Source organism: Dietzia sp. DQ12-76 (assembly GCF_014145045.1).
GTDB lineage: Bacteria > Actinomycetota > Actinomycetes > Mycobacteriales > Mycobacteriaceae > Dietzia.
On record NZ_JAALDV010000251.1, the window covers coordinates 1 to 1,456 of the forward strand.

Annotated in this window: 2 protein-coding genes and 2 tRNA genes; all 4 read right to left on the reverse strand. The window is 69.9% G+C overall.

The genetic code is table 11. The annotated features are described in order from the left end of the window. On the reverse strand, positions 1–648 hold a 648-nt coding region (locus G6019_RS09360), incomplete at its 3' end, for an MFS transporter (RefSeq protein WP_182627481.1). A gap of 86 nt (positions 649–734) precedes the next feature. Further along, positions 735–807: transfer RNA gene (locus G6019_RS09365), tRNA-Ala, on the reverse strand. Between the two features lie 59 nt (positions 808–866). Beyond that, positions 867–940: transfer RNA gene (locus G6019_RS09370), tRNA-Ile, on the reverse strand. A 91-nt stretch (positions 941–1,031) separates the two neighbouring features. Further along, positions 1,032–1,456 (reverse strand): DUF3566 domain-containing protein (locus tag G6019_RS09375; protein ID WP_182627482.1); only part of this gene is annotated, 425 nt, incomplete at its 5' end.

Genomic DNA, 1,456 nt, shown 5'->3' on the forward strand with positions numbered 1-1,456 from the left:
GAAGGCCGGACGAGCCGCGGCGGGCACCGCGACCCGTTGGAGCCGCACCGCGTCCCGGAGGGTCTGAGGGCCGGCGCCCGATGTCTCGGGCACCAGGAACACCACCCCGGCGAGCAGAGCGGCCAGTGCGGCGCCCATCACCACGTACGGGTGGACGAGGGGCGACGACGACGCGGTGGCCACCACGCCGGACAGCAGCACGCCGGCCGCGATCCCGAAATTGGTCGTGGAACTACTGGTGAGCGCACCGACGCGGGCGTTCCTGTCCGGATGCAGTTCGATGATCGCCGCCGCCGCCGATCCGGTGACCAACCCGACGCCCAGGCCCTGTACCACCCGCGCGGCGATCAGCCAGGCCACCGAGGGTGCGGCGGCGAGCCCGGCCATGCTCAACACCAGCAGCACGAGACCGGTGATCACCACGGGCCGACGACCGATCGCGTCCGACAGTCGCCCCAACAGCAGTAGTGGCACCAGGACGGCCAGTGCGTAGACCGCGTAGACGACCGTGATCATCGTCCCGCCGGTCCCCCACGCCTGCTGGTAGTCGACGTACAGGGGTGACGGCGTCGCGCTCGACATCAGCGCCGCGGTCACGACGAGCGCCATCAGGACGAACGGCGTCCACGAGCGGGGTGTGCTGTCCACGGGCGGTCCTGGGGTCGGGTCCACCACGACCGGAGTCCACACCGGCGGGCACCGGGAGTGGAGTGGAGGGGCGGGAGAGGAGGGAGTGGAGCCTAGGGGATTCGAACCCCTGACATCTGCCTTGCAAAGGCAGCGCTCTACCAACTGAGCTAAGGCCCCGTTCCGCAAAGCGTGAACGCCGGACCGCGGCGGGCGATCCGGCGTCTGCCGTGCGGGGGTGGGCCTAGGAGGACTTGAACCTCCGACCTCCAAATTATCAGTTTGGCGCTCTAACCACCTGAGCTATAGGCCCTCGTACCGAAGCGTTAATCTACCCGACGCCCTCGCCGCCGCCCAAATCGGCGGGTCGGCGCCGGTGGCGGGGTCTCACAGCGGACCACGTCTCAGTACCGACGGTCCCCCAGTGTCACCTGGACCCCACCACCGGTCAGCCCGGCGGCGAGGTTGTAGATGAACACGGCGAGGGTGGCGAGGACGGACAGCAACAGGACGTTGAGCAGACCCACGCCTCCGCTGTAGAGGAAGATCGTCGACGGCCCGATGGCGGCGGCCGATTCGTCACCCGCGACCCCGGAGAGCAGCCCACCGAGCCGGTCCCACACCCCCATGCCGGAGAGCAGCAGGTAGGTGACCCCGATCGCCACCATCCACACCAGGTACAGCGCGAACATCAGCCCGAGCACGGTGGTGAACGCCGACCACGGGTCGATGCGTCGCAGGACGAGCACCGATTCCATGGGGCCGCGTCGCTCAGTCGGCGGGACCATGGGGGCGGCGCGGCCGGCCGCGCCGCCCGAGTGGGCGGTCG